This window comes from Butyrivibrio hungatei, assembly GCF_900101605.1.
GTDB classification, from domain to species: domain Bacteria; phylum Bacillota; class Clostridia; order Lachnospirales; family Lachnospiraceae; genus Butyrivibrio; species Butyrivibrio hungatei_B.
In genome coordinates, this window is the sequence record NZ_FMUR01000001.1 from 1 (window position 1) to 1,335 (window position 1,335).

Annotated in this window: 1 rRNA gene; it reads left to right on the top strand. The window is 52.6% G+C overall.

Annotated features, from left to right (window positions below):
* Positions 1 to 1,329 (top strand): 23S ribosomal RNA (locus tag BLP87_RS00005); the annotation flags it as partial.
* Positions 1,330 to 1,335 lie beyond the last annotated feature (6 nt).

Consider the following 1,335-nt stretch of genomic DNA (forward strand, 5'->3'; position numbering starts at 1 on the left):
AGTAGTGAAGCATCAGATATGACTGCCAAGAAAAGCCACTATTGTGTATATACAACCCGTACCGTAAACCGACACAGGTGGATGAGGAGAGAATCCTAAGGCCGACGGGAGAAGCATTGTTAAGGAACTCGGCAAAATGTCCCCGTAACTTCGGGATAAGGGGAGCCTGAGCAATCAGGCCGCAGAGAAGAGGCTCAAGCAACTGTTTAGCAAAAACACAGGTCTATGCGAAACCGAAAGGTGAGGTATATGGGCTGACGCCTGCCCGGTGCTGGAAGGTTAAGAGGAGAGGTTAGAGCAATCGAAGCTTTGAATTTAAGCCCCAGTAAACGGCGGCCGTAACTATAACGGTCCTAAGGTAGCGAAATTCCTTGTCGGGTAAGTTCCGACCCGCACGAAAGGCGTAATGATTTGAGCACTGTCTCGGCAATGCACCCGGTGAAATTGAAGTACCAGTGAAGATGCTGGTTACCCGCGCCAGGACGGAAAGACCCCATGGAGCTTTACTCCAGGTTGATACTGGGGTCCGGTATTATATGTACAGGATAGGTGGGAGACTATGAGTATGTGGCGTCAGCTGCATATGAGTCGCTGTTGGGATACCACCCTTATGATGCTGGGCTTCTAACCAAGGACCATTACCTGGTCCGGGGACAATGTCTGCCGGGGAGTTTGACTGGGGCGGTCGCCTCCGAAAGAGTATCGGAGGCGCTCAAAGGTTCCTTCAGAATGGACGGAAACCATTCGAAGAGTGTAAAGGCAGAAGGGAGCCTGACTGTGACACCGACGGGTGGAACAGATACGAAAGTAGGACTTAGTGATCCGGTGGTATGAAAGTGGGATTGCCATCGCTCAACGGATAAAAGCTACCCTGGGGATAACAGGCTTATCACTCCCAAGAGTTCACATCGACGGAGTGGTTTGGCACCTCGATGTCGGCTCATCGCATCCTGGGGCTGTAGCAGGTCCCAAGGGTTGGGCTGTTCGCCCATTAAAGCGGTACGCGAGCTGGGTTCAGAACGTCGTGAGACAGTTCGGTCCCTATCCGGCGCGGGCGTAGGATATCTGAGAGGAGCTGTCCTTAGTACGAGAGGACCGGGATGGACGGACCGCTGGTGTATCAGCTGCATCGCCAGATGCATAAGGCTGGGTAGCCACGTCCGGACGGGATAAACGCTGAAGGCATCTAAGCGTGAAGCCCCCCTCAAGATGAGATATCCCTGCTTCGGCAGTAAGACCCCTTGTAGAGTACGAGGTCAGATAGGCACAAGGTGTAAGCATGGTAACATGTTCAGCTGATGTGTACTAATAGGTCGAGGGCTTATCCATAAAGTG